Genomic DNA, 24572 nt, shown 5'->3' with positions numbered 1-24572 from the left:
GCAAGCGCGCGCGTCAGGCCGCAAGCCTCGCGCGCCGCAGCGTCTCCGAGGGCAACTCGGCGAAGTGGCGCTTGTAGTCGAGAGAGAACTGGCTGAAATGCCAGAAGCCGTGCTGCACGGCGACGTCGTAAATGGTTGTCCCAGCGCGGCCGGCGCGTTTCAGATCGCGCCGTACGCGGTTCAGCCGCATCGCACGCCAATAGTGCATCGGGCTCGTGCCCAAAACCGCCTGGAAGCAATAGCCGAGCTTGCGCGGACTGGCGCCGACCGCCTTGCAGACCTCCAGCAGCGACAGCGAATGGTCACCGTTGCCGTGCATCAGCTCGCGCGCGCGATCGACGGTACGCTTGCGCGCGTTCGCGCTGCGGCCGGGATCGGTGGGGCGTGCGGTCGGCAGCATGTCCATGATCTCGACGAGGAGGGCGTCTTCGAGCACCTGCCGGGTGGCCGGATCTTCAAGCCGTTCGGGCGCGGTCGCGATGGCCTCGTGAATGGCCTCGAGATGGGCTCGCAATCGTGCGACCGGCGCCTGCGCCATCTCGATCACCCGCAATTGGTGCCAGATCGCGCGCGGCAGATCGATCTCGAGCCGGGCGGCGAGATCCCGGATCAGCGCCGCACTGGCGACGACACCGCGCAGCTCGAATGACTTCGGCGTGCACATATCGACCTCGGCGTCGATGCAGGCGATGACCTGGGCGCCTGCAACGCTGGCGCCGTTGCAATTGACCTCGCTGTCACCGCGCCAGGGTAGACCGATGCCGAAGCTGTCGGCGCCAAGCTGACCGTATTGGCGGACCTGCTGGCTGGTGATTTCGCGGAACACCTCGACACGGGGCAGAGAGAGCTGGGTGAAGCTGCCTCGAAACGCGCCGGCGCTGATCTGGTCGTAACGCAGCCGCCAGCGGCCGAGCGCGGCGCAGTGCTCATCAACATCCGTGCTGCTCGCCTCGATCAGGCCGGCAACCGAGTCTTGAATCGGAGGAGTTACGCTCAAGGCCATGATAATGCGCCGAAATTTTCCAGCTGAGACCAGCAGTAAACGTGCCGAGACTGACACGGCGGACGGCCGAGTCCAGCAAAATATTGCCGGATCTCGATAACGCCCGATAGCGCCGCGGTGCAGATTTCCTTCCAGCCATTCCGACATCGCAGTCGGGATGGCCTTGCGGAGGAACGAGATGCGACCGACCGATGTCATGCGCGGCAGCCCTCCCGCGCCCGAGGCCCAGGTGACGCGCGCCAACTGGCGCAGCTTTCCCGCGATCCGCTGGGGCTTCACCCACACTCGCGAAGTTTTGCCCACCGCGGAGGTGCGCCGCTCGGCCCGGCCGACGCCGATGCAAACGGCGCCGCGCGAATTGTCAAAGCTCGGCTTCAAAGCGCCGGACGGCCAGCCGACGACGATCGAGGCCACGCTGCGTGAGACATTTGGCGATGCACTGCTGGTCATGCATCGGGGCACGCTGATCCATGAATGGTATGGCGACGGCATGAGCGCGACAACGCCGCATCTGATCTGCTCGATCAGCAAGTCGGTTGCCGGCACGCTCTGCGGCGTGCTGGCCGCGCGCGGGCTGCTCGATCCCGAGGCGAGGGTGGTGCGTTACGTGCCGGAGTTGGAGAATTCCGTCTACGGCAGCTGCACGGTCCGCGATGTCCTCGACATGGCCGTCGCCATCAAGTTCGAGGAAGACTATGAGGACCCTGCCGGCGACGTCGCGCGTTACCGCTTCTCCTCGGGCTGGGATGTGCCGCCACCGGGTGTCGAGCCCAGCCACCAGCGCGCCTATCTCACGACCCTGCGCGGCACCGGCAAGCCGCACGGCAAGGTGTTCCACTACGTCTCGACCAATACGGAAATTCTCGGCTGGGTCTGCGAGCGCGCCTGTGGCAGGCCTTACCCTCGCATCCTCTCCGAATATCTCTGGCAGCCGATGGGCGCCGAGGAGGACGGCTCCCTCACGCTCGACAGCCACGGCATGGGCCGCATCGCCGGCGGCCTTTCCGTCACTGCCCGCGATCTCATCCGCTTCGGCGAGATGATCCGTTGCCGCGGCGTTGTCGAGGGACAGCAGGTAGTGCCGGGCTGGTGGATCGACGACATCCACGAGAACGGCGATCCCAATGCCTGGGCCGAGGGCGATCTCGCTGATATCTTCCCGGGCGCACGCTACCGCAGCAAATGGTACACGCTCGATCCGTCACGCAACGACCTTGCCGGGATCGGCATCCACGGCCAGTGGCTCTACATCGACGCGGCTTCCGAGACTGTCATCGTCAAGCTCGCAACGCAGCCGAAGGCGATGGACGTGCCGCTCGACCATCGCTGGCTCGCGGCCTTCCGCGCCATCACCGCACATCTCGCCCCGCGCTGACTTCTGGACATCATCATGCTCGATCCCGCCAAGGCACGATCGCCCGCCCATGCCGCCACGGCGCATCCGCTCGATCCTCTGACGAGTGAGGAGATCACGGCGGCCTGCACGCTGGTGCGTGCGGCCGCAAGCTCGCCCGAGCACTGCCGCTTCCCGACGGTACGGCTGGAAGAGCCGACCAAGCAGGAGCTGGCCGCGGGCGGAGCAGGGCGCCGTGCCTTCGTGCTGACACTTGACGTCGCCACCGGCGAGGCCATCGAGCACATCGTCGATCTTGGCCGCGGCGAGATCGTCGATCGGAAACTCCTCCCCAACCGCGACGTGCCCTATGGGCAGCCGCCGGTGATGCTGGAAGAGTTCTTCAAATGCGAGGCCGTTGTGAAGGCCGACCCCGGCTGGCGTGCGGCGATGCAGCGGCGCGGGCTCAGCGATAGGGACATCGAGCTCGTTCAGGTCGACCCGTTCTCCTCTGGCTTCTTCGACAAGGAATTCGAGCGCGGTGCACGCATCGTGCGCGCCGTCAGCTATTTCCGCGAGCATCTCCAGGACAACGGCTACGCCCATCCGCTCGAGGGCGTTGTCGCTGTCGTTGACCTCATCGGTGGCAAGGTCATCGACCTCACGGATGAAGATCCGATCGTGCCGATACCGCGCAAGAAACGGAACTACGGCGCGCATGAAGTCGCAGAACCGCGCACGGACATCAAGCCCCTGCACATCGAGCAGCCTGAGGGCCCGAGCTTTCGCGTCGACGGATGGAAGGTCGATTGGCAGAAATGGAGCTTTCGCGTCGGCTTCACGCCGCGCGAGGGCCTCGTGCTGCATCAGCTCGCCTATCAGGACGGCGCGCGCAAGCGCTCCCTGATTCATCGCGCCAGCGTTACCGAAATGGTGGTGCCTTATGCCGACCCGACCGCGAACCATTTCTGGAAGTCGGCGTTCGATGCCGGCGAATACGGCCTCGGCATGCTCGCCAACGCGCTCGAACTCGGCTGCGACTGCCTCGGCAACATCCACTATTTCGACGTGCCGGCCGCCGACGGCAAGGGCGAGCCCTTCGTCATGCAGAACGCCATCTGCATGCATGAAGAGGACTATGGGATCGCCTGGAAGCACTATGAGTTTCGCAATGGCCTGTTCGAGGTCCGCCGCTCCCGACGGCTCGTGATCTCGTTCTTCGCGACCGTCGGCAACTACGACTACGGATTCTACTGGTACCTCTACCAGGACGGCACGATCCAGTTGGAGACCAAGCTCACCGGCATCATCCAGACCGCCGCGGTGCCGCCTGGCGAGACTTACAAATGGGGCGGCATGGTCGATGACCAACTGGGTGGACCGACGCATCAGCACTTCTTCAACGTGCGCCTGCACATGGATCTCGACGGCGGCGGCAACACCGTCAGCGAGCACGACTTCGTGCCGCGGCCCTGGGGCCACGACAATCCGCACGGCAACGTGTTCGACACCACCACGCGCGTCCTGTCACGCGAGCGTGACGCAGCGGCGATTGCCAACGGCGAGACCGGCCGCTTCTGGAAGATCAGCAATCCCAACGAGACCAACTCGGTCGGCAATGCTCCCGCCTACAAGCTCGTGGTCAATCCGAGCCCGCTGATGCTGGCGCAGGAGGGCAGCTACGTGCGCAGCCGCGGGGGCTTCGCGACGAAGCATGTCTGGGTGACGGCGTTCGACGCGAGCGAAAAATACGCCAGCGGCGACTATCCCAATGTCCATGCCGGCGGCGACGGCCTGCCGCGCTATGTCGCGCAGAACAGAAGCATCGAGAATGCGGACATCGTGGTGTGGCACTCGTTCGGCCACACCCATGTCTGCAAGCCCGAGGACTTTCCGATCATGCCGGTCGAATATACCGGCTTCCTGCTGAAACCGGTCGGCTTCTTCGGCGCCAATGCAGCCGGAGACATTCCGCCCGACCGCAACAGCCGCAGCGTGCTGGCCGGCACCGGGAAGGATGCCGGCAGCTCGTGCTGCCAAGAGAAATAGTCCATCCGGTCAGAACGGATAATGCCGTGGCCCGGTCTGCACGGTGATCCAGCGCAGCTCGGTGAATTCGTCGATCGCCGCCTTGCCACCAAAGCGCCCGTAGCCCGATGCCTTGGTGCCGCCGAACGGCATCTGCGGTTCGTCGTGAACGGTCGGAGCATTGACGTGGCAGATGCCGGCCTCGATCCGCTTGGCAACACCGAGGGCGCGCGCAATGTCGCGACCGAACACCGCGGACGAGAGGCCATATTCGGTGTCGTTGGCGACCCGCACGGCCTCGTCGATCCCACTGACGCGAACGACGGTCACGACCGGACCAAAGCTCTCCTCGCCGTAGATGCGCATCGCCGGCGTGACGTGATCGACGATGGTGGCCGGCATGATGGTGCCGCTCCCGTGTCCGCCCGCCGCGAGCACCGCTCCCTTGGCGACGGCATCGTCGATCAGGCCCCTGACGCGATCGCAAGCAGCGGCACCGACGAGCGAGCCGAGCACGACATTTGCCTTGCTTGGATCGCCGAAAGGAAGCCCCTTTGCCTTGGCGGCGAATTTGGCGATGAAGGCGTCGGCGACCTTGTCGTCGACGACGATCCGCTCCGTCGACATGCAGATCTGACCCTGGTTCATGAAGGCGCCGAAGGCAGCCGCGTTCACGGCCGCGTCGAGATCGGCGTCGCCGAGGATGACGAGCGGGGCCTTGCCGCCGAGCTCCAGCAGCGCGCGCTTCAGATGTCTGGCGCAAGCCAGCGCAATGAGGCGGCCGACCCGGGTCGAGCCGGTGAAGTTGACGCGGCGGATGGAAGGGTGGGCAATCAGTGCCTCGACGACGGCCTGCGCGTCCTCGGGCGCGTTGGTCACGACATTGACGACGCCGTCACCGAGACCAGCCTCGGAGAGGCAGCTTCCGATCAGGCGGTGCACGCCTGGGCTCATCTCGGAGGCCTTCAGCACCACGGTGTTCCCGCAGGCGAGCGGCATGGCGACTGAGCGGACGCCGAGGATGACCGGCGCGTTCCAGGGCGCAATGCCGAGCACCACACCGACCGGCTGGCGGAACGCCATCGCGAGATTGTCGGGCTTGTCGGTCGGAATGACCTCGCCGGATATCTGCGTCGTCATTGCCGCGGCTTCGCGGAGCATGCCCTCTGCAAGATGCACGTTGAAGCCGGCCCAGCCCGCGGTGGCACCGGTCTCGGCCACCATCAGCGCGGTGAACTCCGCCGCCCGGCGCGCGAGGATGTCGGCGGCAGCGCTGAGCCGCTTGCGGCGCTCGGAGGGGCCGAGCTGCGACCAGGCCGGAAAAGCCGCGGCCGCAGCGTCGGCAGCGCGCATCGCATCGTCGATCGAGGCCGCCGCCACGATGGATGCGATCTCGCCGGAAATCGGGTTGTGACGCTGGAAGGTGCGCTGATTGCTGGCCGACTGGTCCTTGCCGCCGATGAGAAGGTCGATTGCGTTCATGGAACTCTCCATGGGTTTCCGGGTGATATGGGTTGCTGGGTGACTATTGCGGGCTTGATGCAGCGCGCGCCTTGCCGAGATAGGCGCGCTGAATCTCGGGATCGTTCTTCATCGCGCTGGCCGGTCCGCTGCCGGCGTTGCGGCCGGACTCGATCAGGTAGACCCGATCGGCGAGATCGAGGCTTGCCCGGGCATTCTGCTCAACCAGCAGCACGCCGACGCCACCGGCGCGTATCTGCGTCAGCGCGCGAAAGACCTCGCGGCTGAGCAGGGGAGACAGCCCGAGCGAAGGCTCGTCGAGCAGAAGGAGACGCGGGTTCGACATCAGGGCGCGGCCGATCGCGACCATCTGCTGCTCGCCGCCGCTCATGGTGCGGACGGCCTGGGGCAGGCGCTCGGCCAAGCGCGGGAACAATTCCAGGATTTTCACGAGCCGGTCCGATTCGCCCGCGCGCGCACGGGCCGGATAGGCGCCAAGCTGCAAATTCTCGGCAACGGTCAGGTCACCAAACACGCCGCGTCCCTCCGGCACCAGGGCGATGCCGCGCTCCACGATCAGATGAGCCGGCAACTCGCCGATGTCTTCCCCCTCGAAACGGATGGTCGCCCCAGGGGCGGGCTTGATCAGGCCGGCGATGCTCTTGAGCAAGGTCGACTTGCCGGCACCATTGGCACCGAGGATCGCCACGATCTCGCCCTGGGCGATGCCGAGCGTGACATCGGCCAGCGCCTGATGCTTGCCGTAGAAATGGGAGAGGGCGGCGACTTCAAGCATCGTCGTCTCCGAGATAGGCAGCGACGACCTTCGGATCGGCCAGCACCTCGTCCGGCGCGCCGCGCGCGATCACGCGGCCGGCGTTCATGACGATGCAATGGCCGCAGAGCGCGCGGATCGCATCCATGACGTGCTCGACCATGATGATGGTCAGGCCGCGCTCGCGCAGTTTCGCGATCAGGGCGATACCCGTTTCGAGCTCGCTCGGATTGAGGCCCGCCAGCCATTCGTCGAGCAGCACGAGGCGCGGCCGAAGCGCCAGCGCACGGGCAAGCTCCAGCCGCTTCTGGTCGATATAGGTCAATTCGCGCGCGAGCGCTTCATGCATGGGGCCAAGCCCGACCAGGTCGAGCAGCTCGCGTCCCGTCGTGTCGGAACCATCCGACGTGGAGAACAGCCGCGCCGCCGCTACGTTCTCGGCAACGGTCAGGTCCGGCATCACACGCACCAGCTGGAACGTGCGCGCGAGGCCCAGGCGCGCGATCTGGTGTGCCCGCAAACCGGCGAGGACGGTGCCACTGAACCGGATCGTGCCCGATGAGGGCTTCAAGGCGCCGGACAGCGTATTCAGCAGCGTCGTCTTGCCCGAGCCGTTCGGGCCGATGATGCCGATGATCTCGCCGGCTGCGACCGTGAAGCTGACGCCATCGACCGCGCGCAATCCGCTGAATGACTTGCTGACGCCTTCGACTGCGAGAAGCGGTGCCTTGTTCATCGTGCGCGCGGACGCTGCAGCGGGAGCTGCCACCGGAATCCGCCAGCGTCCGGTCCTGAACAAGCCGATCACACCATTCGGCAGCGCCATGACGATGAGCACGAAGATAACGCCAAGCACGATGCTGAAATGGTTGGGCAGGGTCGCGGTCAGCACCTCGAACAGCAAGACCAGCGGAACGACGCCCAGCACAGGCCCGAACAGCGAGCCTGCGCCGCCCAGCAACGCCATGATCACGACCTGGAACGAGATCGTCGGATTGAAGGCGATCGCGGGATCGATATAGGTCCAGCGCGGCGCCATCACCGCGCCGGTCATCGCAATGAATGTCGCGCTCAAAACGAATACGGCGAGCTTGACCCGCGTGGCGTCGATGCCGGAATGGCTGGCCGCGGTTTCATCGGCACCGATGGCGCGTAGCGCCAGTCCGTAGCGCGACCGCCCGAGCAGCCATCCCACGAGAAAGACGAGCGCGGTCAGGCCAAGGAGCTGCCAGTACAGGATGTCCTGTGTTACGGCGCTGAACAGGTAGCGGCCGACCGACTTGTGGATGTTGACCTCGTACCAGATCACAAGTTGCCGGATGAGTTCGGCGAGCCCGAACGAGAAGATCACGAAATAGATGCCGGACAGGCGGAGGGTGGAAAGCCCGGTGATGGCGGCGGTCAGCGCGCCGAGGCCGGCGGCGGCCAGCACCACGACGGGCCAGGGCATTGTCTCCCCAAGCGCGGCGGCCGTGTAGGCGCCGAGGCCGAAGAAGGCGACCGTGGCAAGCGAGACGTAGCGGGTGGGGCCTGAGAACATCGCCCAGGCGGTCGCCAGGATCGTGAAATAGAGAACACTGATGCCGAGTGCGAGATAATAGCCGTCGGCATACAGTGGATAGGCGGCGATGGCCGCGGCCGCGACGAGGCCGGCGCACCATAGCGACGTCCGGATGAGCCCCGTCACGACGCCACTCTCCCGAACAGGCCGGCCGGCTTGATCAGGAGCACGCCGAGAAACAACGCATAGGTCGCAGCCAGCGTCAGGCCCGGATCGACCAGCCGGGCCACAGCGGTCTCGACCACGCCGAGCAGCAACCCCGCGACCAGCGCGCCCATGACGTTGCCGACGCCGCCCATGATGACGACGACCAGCGCCTTCATGGTGAAGACCACGCCCATGGCCGCATTGAAGGTGAGAAACATGCTGACGAGCACGCCACCGACGGCGACAAGGCCGCCGCCGAAGGCGAACGCAAGCCCCGACAAGGCCGCCACGTCGATCCCGACGAGGCGCGCCGCATTGGCGTCCACGGCGATGGCGCGGACTGCTGTGCCGATCCGCGTGCGGGTCAGGGCAAGATACACGGCGCCGCCGACCAGGGCTGCGAACAGCAGCGCGACCAGGCGGTTGACCGCAAGGGTCGATCCCATGATCGTCAGCGGAATGGAGAGATAGCTATAGCTGTAGTACTGGCCGCCGAAGGCGACCAGCATGGCGCCCTGGATCACGAACAACACGCCGAACGTGACGAGGATGCTGTCGATCTCCTGCGCACCCCGGTCCTTGCCCCGCTGCATCAGCCGTTCCAGCAGGAAGCGATAGAGCAGCCAGTTCAGCACCATCGCGACCGGCACGGCCAGCAGCAGCGCCGCGAGCGGACTGAGACCCAGGCTTGTGTAGAGCGAAAGTGCGCCAAAGGCGGCCGCGACCAGCGACTCGCCGTAGGACAGATTCATGATCCGCGCCACGCCGTATTGGAGCGTCAGCCCCAGCGCGATCAGCGCATACATGCCACCGAGCACCAGACCCGGCAGGACGATGTCGACAAGCAGCATGAGACGGCGTCCCCTCGGATCGAACGGCTGGCAGGCCTCGTGAAGCAAGGCCTGCCTGCCGGACTCACTGCCATTGCGCCTTGGGTACGACCGGCGCGCGTGCACCCGGGAGCGAGGTCGGGGCGAGGCCGTAGAACTCGCCGCTTTGCCACTGGCCGACGCTCCACACCTCCTGGAGCAGCCCGTCCTTCAGCTTGACCTTGCCGATGATGGTGTCGAACGTGCCCCCGCGGATTTCCGCCGCGACGGCGGCGCGATCGAGCTTGCCGACCTTCTCGATGGCCTGCTGCAGCACCTGCAGGCTCGCATAGGTGATCGAACTCGCCCAGCGATCGGGCTCCTTGCCGGTCGCGGCCTTGTGGCGCGCGAGATAGTCCTTGAGCTGCGGCGAGTCCGCGTTCCAGCCGCCGATCCCCATCACGCCGTCGCTGTTGGCGGCGAACTTGCCCTTGTAGAGCGGAAAGGCAGTGCCGACGCCTACGTAGAAGATCTTCGGGTTGAACTTCAGCAGTTGCGCCTGTTCGGTCAGCGCAATCGTGTCAGGCGGATAGCTGAAGGCGATGAAGGCATCGGGCTTGGCGGCGATCGCATCGTTGAGCAAGGGCTGAAGGTCCTGCGACCCCATTGGATAGGTCTTGTCGTAGGCCAGGGTGAAGCCCGCCTTCTTGAAAGCCTCGCGGCCGGCCGTGGAGAGCTCGATGCCGAACTGGTCGGCGACGCTCACCATCGCAATGGTGCCGCCGATCTTGCCTTCGCGCTTGAGCTTGCCAAGCAGCTCGGCGAGCGCATCGGAGATCTGCGCCGAGGTGCCGAGCCAGAACGTCGCGTTCGACCAGCGCTTGGCCAACTCCGGGGCCTTGTCGGTCACGGAGGTGACCGCGAGGTGCGGATAGCCGAGGCGGTTCAACGTCGGCCCCACGGCGAGATTGAGGCCAGTGCCCCAGGGCGGAAGAATGAAATCGACCTTGTCCTGGTTGGCGAGGCGCTCGATCGCCTTGACCGCTTCTTCCGAACTGCTGCGATCGTCGTACTCAACGACCTCGATCGGCAGCTTCTTGTCGCCGAGCTTGATGCCGCCCGCGGCGTTCACGTCCTTCACCCACAGCTCGTAGTTCGGCAGGGTGGTGATGCCGGCGCCGCCGGCATAGGGCCCGGTCTTGGAGATCGCATAGCCGATCCGGATCTTCTCCTGCGCATCGGCTGCGGACGCAAAGGTCCCCAGCGCCGTGGCGAAAGCCATCAGGCCAGTGACGCGCAGCAACGTTCGACGGTTCGCCGAAAACATGTCGATCCTCCCTCGTGTTCACTCAAGCGATTGTTCGCAACAATGAAAGTGGTCGCTTCCTCATCGTCCTGATTTCTTCGGCGCCGCTCGGAAGCCGGCCGCGATCGGGACTTGACCTAGCAAGCACTGTCGGTTTTGTTCGCACAATGGACAAATCCGGGGAAAGATTGGACGTTTCCGGTCGCATCGGTCAGGTGCGTCGAGCGGTCGCGGGCGCCCATCCGGTCGCAATCGCCGCACCGGCGGCATCGGCACCGGTCGGCGCGGCGTTGATCGGATCGCACTATGTTGCGAGACGCTGGATGCTTGGGTCGAAGGCGGCGCGGCCGTTCATCCATTTGCTTTGCCTTCATCGCGGCTCCGCTGCCGAGATCCGCCAGGCCGGTCAGGTGATCGCATTGACCGGGCCCGCTCTGATCTGGTTGCCGGCGGGCTCGGCCGAGTATTTGGAGATATCCGCCGGGGCGACTGCCGAGCTCTTGCAATTGCGCTCCGGCGTATGGCACCGCTTCCTGCCACCATCGGCGGAGCCGGCCTATCTGGCCCTCGAAAGCGCCGCGGGGATCATGACATTGCCGGTCGAGCCCGAACTCGTGACGACGATGTCGCGTTCGATCGGAGCAATCGCAACCGAGCTCGCATTGCCGACGCGCAGCGGTGCAGGGTCGATCATGTCGGCAGAGCTCACGCTGTGCGTGTTGCGCTTCTGGCGTCTCTTCGCCGGCAACAACGATCAGGATGACCAGGGCAGCAATGCGGAGGTCTTGAGCCGCTTCCGCCGACTGCTCGAGGAGCGATATCACCAGCATCTGCGCGTCAGCGACTACGCCAATCTGCTCGGCATAACGGCGGACCGCCTGCACTCGCTGTGCAGTCGCGAACTCCAGCGATCGCCAAGCGAGTTGATCCAGCAGCGTGTCGTCAAGGAAGCCGCGGCGCGGCTGGAGGCCGGCACGGCCGCCGTCAAGCAGGTCGCGTTCGCGCTCGGCTTCAAGGACACTGCCTATTTCAGCCGCTTCTTCCGCAAGCACACCGGCGAGGCGCCCGGCATGTGGCGGCGACGCGTTGCTGCACGCGTGAGGGCAGGGCGATCAAGGCCAACGCTGAATTTCGCCGATTGGCCCTAAGCCGCGGTCGGTCGGCAGGAATTTGATTCCGATCGCACCGCTGACAGACACAAGACGCGTCGCCACAGAAACACTCCGAAATCAATCAGGTCAGATCGGGACGAAGGTTGCCCAGGGAAGGCAGGCAACGTCAGCCTGCCGATGAGCGCATTGGTCGCGCATGCTGCGCACACGTCTGGAGAAATTCTAACGTTGTTCCTATCGCACTCCCAAACCGCCTGAGTTAGGGCGGGGCATCAAGAACAAAACCGGCGAAGCCGGCAGTGCGTGGGGCTTTACGAGACGTGACAGACTTCCAGTTTCCTTTGCGTTCCGACACGCGTCGTCAACTGTTTCAGGTGCTTTTCTTCGGTGCGGTCAGCACACTTGCTCTCACCGTGCCGTTCGGTTCCGCGCGAGCGCAGGCGCAGATTCCCGCTGTTACCGTTGAAGCGCCGGCGGAGCGCACCCGTCCGGTGGCGATTGCCTCGTCGCGAAGGGCGGCGGCAACGCGCACCGCACGCGCCAATCGTCGCGCTCCGGCGCAGCAGGCCGCCCCGACTCAGTCGGCATCATCGAACGGCGCCACGGGCGAGCGCGCCAATGGTCCCGTGCGCGGTTTCGTGGCGACGCGGAGCGGCACCGCCACCAAGACCGATACGCCGCTGATCGAGACGCCGCAGTCGGTGTCCGTCATCACCACCGACCAGATCAGGAACCAGGGCGCGGTCTCGATCGGCGAGGCCCTGCGCTACACCGCCGGCGTGAGCGGCGACGTCAATGGCGGCTCGGACACCCGGTTCGGCGGCCTCCAGATCCGCGGCTTCGACATGACCATGCCGGGCCTCTACGTCGACGGCCTGCGGATTCCGTCCAGCAACTACGTGCATTTCAACGGCCTCGATCCCTATGGTGCCGAGCGTATCGAGGTGCTCAAGGGTCCGTCCTCCGCGATGTATGGCGGCAGCGGCACCGGCGGCATTCTCAACTATGTGACCAAGCTGCCGACTGCACAGCAGTTCGGCGAAGTCTCGATTTCCGGCGGCAGCTTCAACCGCTATCAGGGCCAGTTCGATATGGGCGGCCCTGCCAACAAGGAGGGGACCGTGCTGTGGCGCCTGACCGGCGTGGTCCGCGACGGCGAGACCCAGGTCGACTTCAGCAAGGACAATCGCGTCTTCATCGCGCCTGCCGTCACCTTCAAGCCGAACGAGGATACGACCATCACGATCCTCGCCAACTACCAGCGCGACCGGGCAGGGTGGGGCCTCCAGTTCCTGCCGGCCTCGGGCACGGTATGGCCGAACAACGGCCGCACCATTCCGGTCTCGTTCTTCGCGGGCGTGCCGAGCTTCGATGCCTTCAACACCGAGATTGCGACCGCCGGCTACCAGCTCTCCCACGACTTCACCGACAACATCACGTTCCGCCAGAATCTGCGCTACGCCTATCAGCACAACGAGGAGAAGGTGTTCTACGGCGGAGGCTATACCGACGAGGCCGCGGGGCAGCTTGCGCGCTATGGCAGCTACAGCAACTCCTACATCAACTCCTTCGCGGTGGACAACCAGCTCCAGGGCAAATTCACCACGGGCTTCCTCAGTCACACCACGCTGGTCGGGATCGACTATCGCAACACCACGTTTCGCGACACCGCGTATAGCGTTACGACATCGGCCCCCGAGATCAACGTCTTCAATCCGGTCTACAGCTATGACTGGACCATCGGCGCCATGAGCGACAACACCGGCGTCAAGCAGTCGCAGGTCGGCCTCTATGCGCAGGATCAGATCAAGCTCGGCCGGCTGTCGTTCCAGCTCGGCGGCCGTCAGGACTTCGTGACGACGCAGGTCGACAGCGGCATCGCCAACACATCGGTCTCGAAGGATGCTTCCGCCTTCACCGGTCGCGCTGCCGTGATGTACAATTTCGACAACGGCATCGCCCCCTATTTCAGCTACTCGGAATCGTTCCTGCCGGTGCTCACGACAGGACCGGGCGGTCAGATGCTCAATCCCGAGACCGGCGTCCAGTACGAAGTCGGCGTCAAGTACCAGCCGCTCGGCTGGAACGCGCTGTTCACCTTCGCCGCCTTCGACCTGACGCGCGACAACGTCGTCACCTACGCACCTGGCGTCATTTATGCCGAACAGACCGGTCAGGTGAAATCGCGCGGCATCGAGCTCGAAGGCACGATGTCGCTCGCCGACGGCTGGAATTTGCGCGCGGCCTATGCCTATGTCGATGCCGTGGTCACGCAGGATCCGGTCAATGTCGGCAAGGCGCCGGTCACCGTGCCGCTCAACCGCGCTTCGCTGTGGAGCGACTATACGCTCCAGAACGGCCCGCTGGCGGGCTTGCAGTTCGGCGGCGGCATCCGTTATGTCGGCGCGACCTGGGGCGATGACGCCAACACGTTCAAGGTAGGATCGTCGACTGTGCTGGACGCCCTGCTCGCTTACACCCGTGACAATTGGCGCCTGTCGCTGAACGTGACCAACCTTGCCGATACGCGCTATGTCGCTGCGTGTTACAGCCTGTCGGGCTGCTTCTACGCCGAAGGACGCAAGGCGATCGGCAAGCTGACCTATCGCTGGTGAGTTCTAATTGAAGACGGTCCGACGCTGAGGGGGCCGGACCAGATGGATGAGAGAAGACGATGAGAGCGATATTCGGCAGGCTGCATCGTTGGGCGGGACTGCTCACGGCCGGGTTCCTGTTCTTCTCCGGCATCACCGGCGCGATCATCTCCTGGGATCACGAGCTCGACGACGTCCTGAACAGTCATCTGTTCGACGTCAGCAGCAAGGGCCCGGCCATTCCATCGATCGAGCTTGCCAAGATGATCGAGCAGCGCGATCCCCGTGCGCGCGTCGTCCACCTCTTCATGACGCCGGAAGAGGGCCACTCGCTGTGGTTCTTCGTCATGCCTCGTATCGACCCCGCGACCGGCAAGCGTTACCCGCTCGACTATAACCAGGTCTTCCTCGATCCCAACACCGGTGCCGAGCTTGGCCGCCGCTATTGGGGCGCGGTCTGGCCGGTGACGCGGGAGAACTTCGTCTCGTTCCTCTACAAGCTGCACTATACGATGCACATCCCGGAATTCTGGGGCAGCGACCGCTGGGGCATGCGCGTGCTCGGCGTGATCGCCATCATCTGGACCATCGATTGCTTCGTCGGCTTCTATCTGACGCTGCCCTCGCGGCGGCGCGCCAAGGCGGCGCGGGCGCCTGAAGTCACACGCCAGCTCGGGCGCGGCTTCTGGGCGCGCTGGGCGCCGGCCTGGACCATCAAGACGTCGGGCAGCGCCTATCGGATCAATTTCGACATCCACCGCGCCTTCAGCCTCTGGACCTGGAGTGTGCTGTTCATCATCGCCTTCACGGCGTTCTCGCTGAACCTCTATTTCGAGGTGTTCTCGCCGCTGATGAAGATGGTGTCGAACTACACGCCGACGCCCTACGAGCAGCGGCCCTATCGCGATCTCGACGATCCGATCGAGCCCAAGGTGACGTTCACCGACATCGCCGCACGCGCGGCGGCCGACGGCAAGGCGCGCGGGTGGACGATCCCGGTCGGCTCGATCAATTACGGCCCGGCCCATGGCGTCTATGCCGCCGCCTTCTTCCACCCCGGCGACGACCACGGCGCAGGCGGCGTCGGCCCGGCGCAACTCTATTACGACAGCGAGGACGGCCGCCCCATCGGCGAGCGACTGCCCTGGGTCGGCACCGCCGCCGACATCTTCGTGCAGGCGCAATTCCCGCTGCATTCGGGCCGCATCGTCGGGCTGTTCGGCCGCATCCTGATCTCGATCATGGGACTGGTGGTAGCGGCGCTCTCTGTAACCGGCATCGTGATCTGGTGGCGCAAGCGCCGCGCTCGCGTGCGCGTGCGCGAGACCGCCGCGATGCGCCTGAACCGGCAGCAACTGACACCGGCAGAGTAGGGCTCCCGCACTCCGTCGACGGATGAACCTTCCCGCCCGGCACAGGCACAAAGACTGGAGACCGCTCCCAGTCTTCCGGATTGCCATGAGATCGCTTGCCTTGCTCTGCCTGCTCCTCCTGGCTGCGCCGATCCACGCGGCCGCGCCCGAGCAGCACTATCTCGACCTGCGCGATCGCTACATCGCAAAATTCTCGAAAGCCAGGGAGAGCGACGAGATCTCCAAGCAGCACGATGCGGCGCTCAAGGAGCTGGCCGGCGTGCTGCGCGGACTGGTGGGACCTGTGGCAATCAAGGGGCTGCCGACCGAGGGCAAGTCGAACGTCGACACGCTGTTCAGGGACGACGTCGGCTTCGGCCATCTCGACGGGCTCGGCTTCGCCTCCGAGGGCGACAAGATGCAGGCCGTGGTGACCACGACCGGGCTGCTCAAGCACTGGCTGCGCGAGCACCGCGAGGACGGCATGCCGCAGGAGAGAGACGCCGCGTTCAAGTCGGACCGCTTCTACCATTACGCGATTCAGGACGCGGCCTTCGCCAAATATGCCGAGCTGCCGGTCACCAAGCCCGCATCCGCCAGCACCGCGTTCGCCGTGCTGGGCGTGCGCGGCAATGGCGGCCTCAAGGCACCACCGCATGAAATCGACGTCGTCGCCATCAAGGATGACAAGGTCTTCTTCATCGCCACATCGGACGCCGTGAAGACGGCTGAAATCCCGGCCTGCGAGAAGGTCTGGAAGCAGATGATGGCCAGGAAGACCCTGCAGGACGCCATGGCCCGTGAAGACCAGGCGATGGACGCCTACACCAAGTGCTTTGCCAAGGAAGCGCCAAGCCAGAGCTGGTTCGCAGCCGCCGTCAAGAAGGCGCAGAGCCAGCTGGATCTGCTGCCGTTGCGCTAGGCGCCGCAGCTGGAGCGTCTGGCGTATCCTCCGCCCGGACCTTCACAGGCAAGGTGGCCAACTCAGCCGCTGTGGGTGGGGCGGCGGTGCTTTCGCCAGTGCAGCGAACCGCATTAAGGGAAAAACATCAGGTTGTTGAATTGGTTAGGCCGACGCAGCCGCACCAATCTCCATATTCGGAGGATGCGATCCGCGGGTTCCACTTGTGCTGGCCGAGGGTAGGCGGGATACTATGGCTGCGTATGATGGCTTGCGGTATCCGGTCTGGCACCAGCTGGAGACCGTGCTTGCTGTTCGGCAACGAGTTGGCTGCGATCGACGATGAATACGCAGACGCGCGACCGAAAAGGCGAACGTCATCGATTGACGGTGCTTTTCTCTGACTTGGTGGGATCCACCGCGCTGGGCAGAGATATCGAGTCCGAGCACCTTTCCGAACTCCTGAGCCAACTGCGGCAAATCTGGCATCGCGCGGTGGCGAAGCACGGCGGTCGCATCATCAGGACGCAGGGAGACGGTGCCCTCGCTGTGTTCGGCTACCCCCAGTCAGGCGAAGATGACGGTCGTCGCGCTGCGGAGGCGGCACTCGATATTCACCAGTGGGTCGGGCAGTTGCGCCACGATGGCGTGTCCCCGGCTCTCATGCCGCTTCAAATGCATTCCGGTATCCACGCCGGCACCTTGCTCCTGACCGAGGGAGATATCGAGTCCGGCCGGTACGACCTGATCGGCGATGTCGTGAACACGGCGGCGCACCTGTCACGCTACGCTGCGCCGGGGCAGATCCTTGCAAGCCTCGATGCCCTCGGTCCGCATGCAAATTTCTTCGAGCTCGGCGACCGCCTTCAGACATCGGGTGCAGCGGCCGGAATGCCGCAGGCGCGCGTGGTGCTGAGACGAAGCACGGCGACCCGCCGATTCGAGGCGACGTCTCGTCGCGGCCTGACGCCCTTTATTGGTCGCAACGAGGTCTTCAACTTTCTGACCGATTTTCTCAACCAGGCACATCCGACCAGGCAACGCTGCGTGGTCGTCGTCGGCAGTCCCGGGCTTGGGAAGACGCGCCTCCTGGAAGAAGTGTTGCGACACTGTGGTACCGAACCCTTCAAGCTGCTGCGGGGCAACTGCGAAAGCTATGCCGGTGCCGAAGTCCTGCAACCGTTCCTGCAAATGCTGCGCGCCTACCTAGGGATCCGACCGGACGCATCTGTCGTCGAGGCCAACGAGATTGCCCGCGCCGGCCTGCAGCCATGGGCCTCCCAGCTCGGCCCGCGTGCTGAATCGATCCTTGCGCTGGCGTCGACCGGCGCCGATGCGCGCGGCGGCCGGATGACCGTCGATGGCGTGGTCGGTGACCTGCTCGGATTCTTTACCGTCTTGTCGGCACAGGGTCCGTTGGTGCTGGTGATCGATGATTGGCAATGGTCCGATGACGCGAGCCGACAGTTGCTGGAGGCACTGTTGCAATTGCCCAATGGACCGCGCGTCATCCTCGCCAGCCGGCCACGCGACGACGAGACCGAGTGGATTGCCAACGCGCCGTCCCTGCAGCTGCAGCCGTTCCAGGGCCCGGAAACCGACCTTGCTGTGCGACGCTGGGTGCCCCAGGCAGATCCCTTCCTGGTGGCCCGTGTTCACAGCTATGCCGGCGGGGTGCCGCTGTTCATCGAGGAGCTGTGCCACTCCATCGCGGCCAACGATCCTCTTTCGTTCGAAATGCGCAGCAAGCAGGGATGGATCGCAACGCTGGTCGCCTCGCGACTGGCGCGGCTGCCGCCGGATGAGGTGAATGTCGTGCGCGCCGCGGCAGTCATTGGCAACACGGTGCCGCACGGGTTGTTGGTGTCGGCCTGCGGCAGCGAACCTGACCCGGCAACAGTGCGGGCGCTGGCCGACGCCGACTTTCTCTACCCCGATCCAGCGGGCGGCGTCCTACGCTTCAAACATGGCATCACGCGGGACGCCGTGTACGACACGATCGGTCTGCACGAGCGTCAGGCATTGCACAGACGCATCGAGGCCGCGTTGCTGGCACGATCCGAGCAGGCTGATCGCGAAGACACGCTGGAAGCCCTGGCCTACCACTCGCGCGGCGCGGGTCATTGGGAAAGCGCGGCCCATTATGCCGAGCGCGCCGGTGACAAGGCCATGGCGGCATTCGCGCTGGACCGTGCACGTGCCCAATATCAGCTTGCCATGGAGGCGCTGGATCGCGTGCCGGATCGCTCTCGTGAGCAGTCCCTGCGTTGGTGCTTGCTGGCCAATAAGCTTGGTTTGGTCAGCGTATTCGACCCGCTATCGTTGGCCGACGACACCACCGTGTTCGAGCGGGCGGTCGCGATTGCGTCCTCGCTCGGGGACCTTCGTGCAATGGCCAGTGCGTATGAATGGCTCGGCTACATGTGCTACGCATTCGGGCGCTTTCGCGAGGCCGTGACACACACAAGGAAAGCACTGGAATTGGCACGCAAGCTCGGTGAGCACCGCCCGATCGCCCAGATCGAAGCTTCGCTGGGCCAGATTCTCGCCGCAAGCTGCCAGTACGACGAAGCCATCACCTTGATCGACGCCGCCAACTCGACCAAGCAGCAACGCAGCCGCCGGCACGGCGCCCTTGCCATCGGCACCGCCTACGCGTTGTCGTGCAAAGGCAGTGTGCTCGCCGATCGCGGAGATTTCGACGGCGCTCACGAGTGTTTCAGAGAAGCGATGGCCCTGGTCGAAGGCTCGACCCACCCGGTCGTCGGTTCGGTGCGCAATTGGATTTCGGTCGTGCTCGTCTGGCAAGGTCGGTGGCAGGAGGCGGAGCGGCTCGCCGTCGAGGGAGCTCGCGCTGCCGAGAATATGCGCAGCCTGCTGCTGCTGGCGGATTGCCGCGCCGCGTCTGGATTTGCCCGCTGGTCGGCGACCGGCGATGCCGAAGGTTTGCAGCAGTTGCGGAGCGCCGCGCAATGGATGGAAAGGCGAAACTTCCACTTCTACACGTCAGTTCAATATAGCTGGCTGGTCGAGGCGGCAGCAGCCGAAGGCGATGTCGATACGGCACGGCGGTATGCCGTCCATGTCCTGCGTCGCGCGCGCGAAGGCGAGCGGCTGGGCGAGGCGGCGGCATGCCGTTCGCTAGCGAAACTCGCGGCCCGGCGCCAGGATTTCAGGCTAAGCCAACGCTGGTTGCAGCGGGCCGAAAACTCCGCAGGCTTGCGGGCCTCGCTACGCGATGCGGCCCTGAATCTGGCTGCACGCGGTGAGCTTCTCGCGCAGCAGGGGCAGGGCGAGGCGGCCCGCCAGACTGCACTGGAAGCCGCCGAGAGATTGAACACCCTGGGCATGGCCTGGCACGCGGAGCGAGCGATTCGGAGCGTCGGCAGCACTCCGGTCAGCCGATATGCAACTGGTCCCTGATTGTCGCGACGACCACGCTTGCGAGAAGGTCGTAACCGGCTTCGGTCGGATGAAGTTCGTTGGCCCACAGCAGTTTGTAGTCCTGCTGAAAGCGCGGATCCGCCTCCAAAGTGCCGGCCGTTTTGACCGGGAATACGCGTCCCGGATATTCGGCTGCGACGGTTGCCACCATGGCGCCGACCCGGTCGATCAAGCGTCGTATAATCTCTCGCGATGCTGACGGATCGGTGATGCCCCGTGCAGCGAAGATTGGAGCGAGCCATGGGCCGGCAGCCGGGTCCTTTCGGCCGTCGGGAATTGAATGATCGTAGCCGTGGATCAGGATCGGAATGTCTGTATGGTCCTTCAATTCATGGACGATGCAATCCAGGATGGTCCGGTAGAAGTTGGCGATCTTGACGTCGATGAACGCATGAACCTCGCGTTCGATCAGCGGGTCGACGCCGGCCGCTGGCACCTCGAGCATCTTGTACAGCGGCGTGGTGGTCGGTCGGGGGTAGCCAAAGACCACGTCGTTTCCGCCGCCACCGATCAATAGCGCCTTCGGCGCAGGTTGAGTGGGATCGGGATTTATGAAGCAGTTTCTCAGTTCGTCCAGGCTGTCAGGGCTGGCCATCTCCTCCAGCCGCGTGCCGAATGTACCAAAGGCATGGCCGCGACCGACGACGTATCCGATTTTCTTGAGCGCTGATGTCAGGCTCGGCCGAAAGAAGGCGGGTGGAAATTCAAACAGCCAGGAATCGCCGAGCGTCGCCAGTGCGGTCGTCGTCGCCAGCAATGCCGTATTGACCTCCTGGATCTGAAACGCATGAGGATCATGGAGCGTGGCGATCGACGCCGAGCGGAAATCGAACGAACGGAAATCATTGGCGGTCAGCATTCTGGTCTCCAGCGCAAGGGTGAGGGGAGAACCGGGCTGCCCCTGCAGCCGTCCATCCAGACCCAGAGTCAGGGGACCGGGGCCGGCACGCAACGGCAGCGGCGTTTCGACCAGCCCGCTGAAGAAGCCAAGCATCACGGCCAGTGCCGGATCTGCTCCGGGACACGAATGCGTGGGATGCCCCTGAACCCTACGATTGCCCCCGAAGGCGTGATAAACGTCCTGGCGCCCTTCGACGAGGTTCTGCTGGGTGGCCGAGACGGCGCCGGCAACGATGATGTCACCCGCCTTGACCGCCACTTGGTGTGCACCCGTTCCCAGCGTGTGAGGAATTACCGCCGTTCGCCAAATCAATTCGGGTACCGCCCGCAGCTGCATCGCCGGGATGAAATCGTCTCTCAGCCGGTTAAGGGCATCCATATAATCCCTCGCAACGGTGCCGGCGTAGCGTGCGCGCAAGGACCACAGAGTTCCTTCACGCAGCCATTCGTTCAACATCCGTCGCAGGTTGCCGTCCACCGTCGGAATGAAGCCCATCATGGCGCCGGCGATGGTTCGCGCCACGAACGGAATGTCGCCCGCGCCCCGCGGAGAATCTAGAACAGCCCTTGTGACAGGCGCGGTGATGGTCATCCCGAACTTGGTGAGGAAGTCGATCATGGCGCTACGAACGGCACGGCCATGCGCCGAGCCGACCGCCTCGACTTCCTCGTTCGGATGGGGCTGGAAGATGTAGCGGGAGGGTGAAAGGAAATGCCCGGGATAGTATGGCGGCTTTCCTGGTTTCCAGTCCCACCGATATCCGCCGCAGCTGAAATAACCGTCCTGCTCGCTCAGTCCGAACCACTCTTCACAGAATTTGCCCAGTAGCGGCTCCAGCAGTTCGCGCACGTCGACGGTCAGCTCCCAGGTCGCTTCGCCGTCCTTGCGCGCATAGCAGATCGCTTCATTGACCAGATGTTCGAGGACCTTCTGTGTGATCTTCCGCGCCAGCTCGAATGCGGCTGGCTGGTCGAGCGCCATGATGGCAGCGTTGCAGGCCTCGGATTCCTGCTCGTAAGCATGATCTTCCTGTCCGGCATCGCGTCCGAGGTAGAGAATCCCGAACGACTGCTCCATGCGAGGCAGGTAGCCGGTGATGGTCAGATTGCGATCCGGATCGGCGAAGACCCGCTGGACCATGTCCCGGTCGGCCACCAGAACCCCAAACGGGGTTCGTAGCACGCCACCGTGGCGTTTGCGGATCGCAGCCCAGATCGACGCGTTGGTGAATTTCGTGGCCGAGTCCGGATCTTCGAGCGCCGTTTTCCACGCGGCCATCGCCGCGGCTTCGCCTTCCCGGCTCTCGATCTCGCGAAGCCGTGCAATCGCTTTTTCGCCCTCATCCGCGTTCCACACCACGGGCGGCTTGCGGTGACTCGCGGCCCACTGCTGGATGTCCGCGAGCGCCTTCTTCGAAGGCGCGAAGAAATAGGCACCCCATTCCAGACGTACGAACGGGCGAGGTTCATCGTGCAGGCGGTCCGAACCGTCCAGCGCCATACGCACGGTCTGACCTTCATGTTCGAAACGGAAATGCCGGACCCGGCCCGGCTCGGCAAGGCCGAGGAAGGGATCGCTCCCTCCCGAATAGGAGCCCGAGCTGTTGCCGCCCGCAAGCCAGCGCTGCACCACCTCGAATTGTTCGCCGAGGCTGGCGTTGTAGGCCATGAAGATCAGACCGCGCTCTTGTTGCAAGCTGTCTCTGCCGGCTTGCCCGTCTTCGGCTTTGACGGGCGGTCCGTAGGACATGCCGCGCCTGACGATGCGTGGCGGCCGGGCGCCCGCATCGGCCCGCGTGACCCGCACTCTTGGATTGGCGCGCCTGATGTGCGCCTGAAATGGACACAGTTTGCCCTGCGAGTCGTAATCGTAGTTGAAGTCATTGAGTCCGCCTGTTGGGGGAACCGGGGTCAGCGGCTCGCCTGCCTGCGGGTGGCCGGTGGGCCAGCGTCCCATCATCTTGGCTAGAAGCGTTTCACGCGTCAGCACCGGGGCAGGGGCACCGGCGGCGGCCGCATCGGCCGACTGTCGCGTGGTGCGATAGAGTACTTCCTCGAGCGCCTCGACATCCTGTCGCAGTTTGCGCAGAGCCAGAAAACTGCCATCACGCAGCAGGTTGTGCACACGATTGGCTTGGTCTCCGAAGGGAGCCGTCTTGTCGGCCAGGTTGGGATGGCCGCACAACATCTCGCCGAGATGAACGTGGTTGGGATAACGCGTGCCTGCCTTGCTCTTGTGCAGCACAGGGTTCGAACTGCCGTCGGCGAAACCGAAATGGTCCTGCACGTTGCCAGACCGATCGTACTGACGCTGCATCCACTGGATTGAAAGTGGCCTTACACCGGGGTCCGCGCCGACCAGCCGCTTCATCTCAGCCATCAGCGGCGCTCGCGCCTCCGCCGTCGCCAGGGTACCCGTGGAAACCAGTCGAAGCTGAAGGATGGCATGCACGGCGCTCATGTCGATGCGAGGCGACGGATCGTCTTCGCGCAGATCCGGGGCGTCGATTCCGAGCGACCAATTGCTGGCCGGGAGACGCCACCGCCGGGGATGATTCCAGCGGACGTCGCCGAGCAGCCCGGCCCGCCGTTCCATGCCCTGGACGAATTCCTCCGGCAGGCTGCGCACTTCATCATCGGACAGGCCGGCTTGGCGCAGGCCTTCGACCGAAAAAGCGATGTTGGTCGCGAACTGTCCCGGATCGAGCTTGTCGGCCTCCGTCGTCACCTTCAGTACGTTCAAGAATGCGGCGAGCGCAGCCGGCGTCGAGAACTGCAACAACAACAAGCAGCCGTGATCCGTCCCTTCATAGGCGCTCAGAATTCCGCCCTGGACGTTCCCGGCATCCTCCAGGGGGGGCGCGGCGGGCAAGGCGAGGGGGAGGTCGGTGCGCACCTCCGCGCCCTCGGGGGGAGACATCAACCAAAGCATGGCCTCGTCAAAGCGGCGGCGCGCGCGCTCGGTGCCTTCGATGTAGCTGTTGCCGGCGTTGATCATGGCGACGAATTCCGACAGCAGTTCGTGGGCGGCGCGATGCAGGATCTGCCCGTCGCTTGTGCCGGGGGGATAGAAGTCGGCAAGGCGGTAGAGGCCGACCAGCGTGCGGACGCCATGACGGAACGGTGGCCGCCCGGCAGCCTCGATGGTGAGCGGCTTGCTGAAGCCGCAATTCAAGGGATCGACGCCGATCAGACCGTCGACAGGGAAGATCGAGCGCCGGGCAATCTCTTCCGGCGAGGGAATCTTGATCTCCGTGACCCGCCGTTCGGCGTCCGCACCTTCCGCTCGGCGATAAACCCGCTCCTCCATCCGTAGGAAGCGGGTATCGTCCACCGTCAAGTCAGGTGTGGCGTAGAGAAAGTAAGCTTCGGACTGGCTGCTCTTCAGCCATGCGCCCCAGTCTTCGTAGGTGCTCTCATAGCCAAGGACATAGCCTTCGGTATTGCAGAAAATGAGGTCCAGCAGCCGTGAAACCTTTTGCCAGATGACACGGATATAGGCTTCCCACGCGCCGTCGAAGGTCACGGTCAGCAGCACCTGGTCTTCGGGCTCAAGCACGGCGATGCCGACGGAGTGGATGCGTCCGACGCGGTCCACGGCGTCGGACAGGACGCGGGCGAGTTCGACGTCGAATGCGCCAGCCTTGCCGGCGTTCAGCGTTCGCAGCACGTATTTGACGCGTGTCTTGTAGGTCGTCGCATCCAGTGACGGCACAAACCCCTTCTTGATCGGGGCGATGACCCTGAAGTCCGAAGTGCCGGCCATGCTGCCGGTCTTGATCGTCAAATCCCGGCGCATGCTTCTGCCCCCCAGGGCGAGCGGCCCGTCGCTACGCCCTCGCTAAA

At 64.6% G+C, this 24572-nt stretch carries 14 protein-coding genes; 7 read left to right on the top strand and 7 right to left on the bottom strand.

The genetic code is table 11. The features are described from left to right. Positions 1-13: 13 nt before the first annotated feature. Positions 14-1003, bottom strand: coding sequence for a helix-turn-helix domain-containing protein (locus AC1RQP_RS02835; protein ID WP_492935861.1), 990 nt, complete (start codon positions 1001-1003; stop codon positions 14-16). Positions 1004-1181: 178 nt separating this feature from the next. On the opposite strand from AC1RQP_RS02835, the gene AC1RQP_RS02830 reads away from it, so the two are divergent. Both AC1RQP_RS02830 and AC1RQP_RS02825 read left to right on the top strand, forming a co-directional pair. After that, positions 1182-2378, top strand: a complete 1197-nt coding sequence (locus AC1RQP_RS02830) for a serine hydrolase domain-containing protein (protein ID WP_492935860.1) — start codon at positions 1182-1184, stop codon at positions 2376-2378. Between the two features lie 15 nt (positions 2379-2393). Continuing rightward, positions 2394-4385 carry a primary-amine oxidase gene (locus AC1RQP_RS02825; protein WP_492935859.1) on the top strand — a complete coding sequence of 664 codons (1992 nt, stop codon included), beginning with the start codon at positions 2394-2396 and terminating at the stop codon, positions 4383-4385. A gap of 9 nt (positions 4386-4394) precedes the next feature. On the opposite strand, the gene AC1RQP_RS02820 is transcribed toward AC1RQP_RS02825, so the two are convergent. From AC1RQP_RS02820 to AC1RQP_RS02800, 5 genes are all read right to left on the bottom strand, one after another. After that, complete coding sequence (locus tag AC1RQP_RS02820) at positions 4395-5846, bottom strand: aldehyde dehydrogenase (RefSeq protein WP_492935858.1); 1452 nt, start codon at positions 5844-5846, stop codon at positions 4395-4397. Positions 5847-5889: 43 nt separating this feature from the next. Then, positions 5890-6621, bottom strand: coding sequence for an ABC transporter ATP-binding protein (locus AC1RQP_RS02815; protein ID WP_492935857.1), 732 nt, complete (start codon positions 6619-6621; stop codon positions 5890-5892). After that, entirely contained in the window at positions 6614-8287 is a 1674-nt protein-coding gene (locus tag AC1RQP_RS02810; RefSeq protein ID WP_492935856.1) for a branched-chain amino acid ABC transporter ATP-binding protein/permease, read from the bottom strand. Before AC1RQP_RS02810 ends, AC1RQP_RS02815 begins: the two co-directional genes overlap by 8 nt. Further along, positions 8284-9159 carry a branched-chain amino acid ABC transporter permease gene (locus AC1RQP_RS02805; protein ID WP_492935855.1) on the bottom strand — a complete coding sequence of 292 codons (876 nt, stop codon included), beginning with the start codon at positions 9157-9159 and terminating at the stop codon, positions 8284-8286. The genes AC1RQP_RS02810 and AC1RQP_RS02805 overlap by 4 nt, the downstream gene beginning before the upstream one ends. A 64-nt stretch (positions 9160-9223) precedes the next feature. Beyond that, a complete protein-coding gene (locus AC1RQP_RS02800) occupies positions 9224-10444 on the bottom strand; it encodes an amino acid ABC transporter substrate-binding protein (protein ID WP_492935854.1) in 1221 nt (406 codons plus the stop codon). Between the two features lie 302 nt (positions 10445-10746). Between AC1RQP_RS02800 and AC1RQP_RS02795 the strand changes: the two genes are divergently transcribed. The 5 genes from AC1RQP_RS02795 (at position 10747) to AC1RQP_RS02775 (ending at position 19805) form a co-directional block, all read left to right on the top strand. Further along, the gene (locus tag AC1RQP_RS02795) at positions 10747-11571 is read left to right on the top strand and encodes a helix-turn-helix domain-containing protein (protein ID WP_492935853.1); all 825 of its coding nucleotides are present in this window, start codon (positions 10747-10749) and stop codon (positions 11569-11571) included. A gap of 590 nt (positions 11572-12161) precedes the next feature. Next, a complete protein-coding gene (locus tag AC1RQP_RS02790; protein ID WP_492936369.1) occupies positions 12162-14150 on the top strand; it encodes a TonB-dependent siderophore receptor in 1989 nt (662 codons plus the stop codon). A 59-nt stretch (positions 14151-14209) separates the two neighbouring features. After that, positions 14210-15502 carry a siderophore utilization protein FsrB gene (gene fsrB / locus AC1RQP_RS02785; RefSeq protein ID WP_492935852.1) on the top strand — a complete coding sequence of 431 codons (1293 nt, stop codon included), beginning with the start codon at positions 14210-14212 and terminating at the stop codon, positions 15500-15502. Positions 15503-15587: 85 nt separating this feature from the next. After that, on the top strand, positions 15588-16403 hold the full coding sequence (locus AC1RQP_RS02780; RefSeq protein WP_492935851.1) for a hypothetical protein: 816 nt from the start codon (positions 15588-15590) through the stop codon (positions 16401-16403). Positions 16404-16724: 321 nt separating this feature from the next. Next, positions 16725-19805 carry an ATP-binding protein gene (locus AC1RQP_RS02775; protein ID WP_492935850.1) on the top strand — a complete coding sequence of 1027 codons (3081 nt, stop codon included), beginning with the start codon at positions 16725-16727 and terminating at the stop codon, positions 19803-19805. Here AC1RQP_RS02775 and AC1RQP_RS02770 read toward each other — a convergent pair. Beyond that, on the bottom strand, positions 19780-24525 hold the full coding sequence (locus AC1RQP_RS02770) for a hypothetical protein (RefSeq protein ID WP_492935849.1): 4746 nt from the start codon (positions 24523-24525) through the stop codon (positions 19780-19782). The two genes, AC1RQP_RS02775 and AC1RQP_RS02770, sit on opposite strands and share 26 nt — an antisense overlap. Between the last annotated feature and the right edge of the window lie 47 nt (positions 24526-24572).

The sequence above is a fragment of the Bradyrhizobium sp. GW821-FHT13H06 genome (genome assembly GCF_058803975.1).
This window is presented reverse-complemented; position numbering and strand designations above follow the sequence as displayed.

What these genes read in the sequence shown, in the direction of transcription:
- AC1RQP_RS02835 (WP_492935861.1), bottom strand. Translation starts at nt 1,003, where the DNA reads ATGGCCTTGAGCGTAACTCCTCCGATTCAAGACTCGGTTGCCGGCCTG.
- AC1RQP_RS02830 (WP_492935860.1), top strand. Translation starts at nt 1,182, where the DNA reads ATGCGACCGACCGATGTCATGCGCGGCAGCCCTCCCGCGCCCGAGGCC.
- AC1RQP_RS02825 (WP_492935859.1), top strand. Translation starts at nt 2,394, where the DNA reads ATGCTCGATCCCGCCAAGGCACGATCGCCCGCCCATGCCGCCACGGCG.
- AC1RQP_RS02820 (WP_492935858.1), bottom strand. Translation starts at nt 5,846, where the DNA reads ATGAACGCAATCGACCTTCTCATCGGCGGCAAGGACCAGTCGGCCAGC.
- AC1RQP_RS02815 (WP_492935857.1), bottom strand. Translation starts at nt 6,621, where the DNA reads ATGCTTGAAGTCGCCGCCCTCTCCCATTTCTACGGCAAGCATCAGGCG.
- AC1RQP_RS02805 (WP_492935855.1), bottom strand. Translation starts at nt 9,159, where the DNA reads ATGCTGCTTGTCGACATCGTCCTGCCGGGTCTGGTGCTCGGTGGCATG.
- AC1RQP_RS02800 (WP_492935854.1), bottom strand. Translation starts at nt 10,444, where the DNA reads ATGTTTTCGGCGAACCGTCGAACGTTGCTGCGCGTCACTGGCCTGATG.
- AC1RQP_RS02795 (WP_492935853.1), top strand. Translation starts at nt 10,747, where the DNA reads ATGCTTGGGTCGAAGGCGGCGCGGCCGTTCATCCATTTGCTTTGCCTT.
- fsrB (WP_492935852.1), top strand. Translation starts at nt 14,210, where the DNA reads ATGAGAGCGATATTCGGCAGGCTGCATCGTTGGGCGGGACTGCTCACG.
- AC1RQP_RS02780 (WP_492935851.1), top strand. Translation starts at nt 15,588, where the DNA reads ATGAGATCGCTTGCCTTGCTCTGCCTGCTCCTCCTGGCTGCGCCGATC.
- AC1RQP_RS02775 (WP_492935850.1), top strand. Translation starts at nt 16,725, where the DNA reads ATGAATACGCAGACGCGCGACCGAAAAGGCGAACGTCATCGATTGACG.
- AC1RQP_RS02770 (WP_492935849.1), bottom strand. Translation starts at nt 24,525, where the DNA reads ATGCGCCGGGATTTGACGATCAAGACCGGCAGCATGGCCGGCACTTCG.